The sequence below is a fragment of the Bartonella sp. TT110JLCBS genome, assembly GCF_042193405.1.
In the GTDB taxonomy this organism is placed as follows: Bacteria; Pseudomonadota; Alphaproteobacteria; order Rhizobiales; family Rhizobiaceae; genus Bartonella.
On record NZ_JBHILT010000194.1, the window covers coordinates 315 to 767 of the forward strand.

Consider the following 453-nt stretch of genomic DNA (forward strand, 5'->3'; position numbering starts at 1 on the left):
GTGCGTAAATTCCCCTCTTCCAGTTGATAACCAATCGCCACCCGCCGTTGCGCAGCCGGCTCCATCTTGGCAAGCTTCAACAATTTCGCTTTATTATCCGCCAATGCCGTCCCCCGCAAAACAGAGCGTAATTCTGGCTGTAAATACTTGGAAATACGATTAAGTCGTCTCACTGACTCTTCAGATAAACCAATGCGATCTGCCACATGTCTAGCAAAGCAAAAAGTAACTCCCTTATCACTTTCTTCATCGGTATGAGCAATTCGGTCAACTTGACCGAATTGCTCTTTTTTGACTTTATGTTGATTACTACCGTCCCCACCAACCTTAATTTCCCCATACTTCTTTTCCCACAATTCGCGGTAAGTCTGGACAAAAAGCGCACGATCAATCACTGACAATTCATTGCGAAAGAGGTTTTCAGCAACCTCTAAAAGCGCGGCATTGTCCTTA

The 453-nt window shown here is 45.0% G+C and carries 1 pseudogene; it reads right to left on the reverse strand.

Annotation, left to right across the window (positions count from 1 at the left end):
- A pseudogene (locus ACFILW_RS10390) lies at positions 1–453 on the reverse strand (chromosome partitioning protein); the annotation flags it as partial.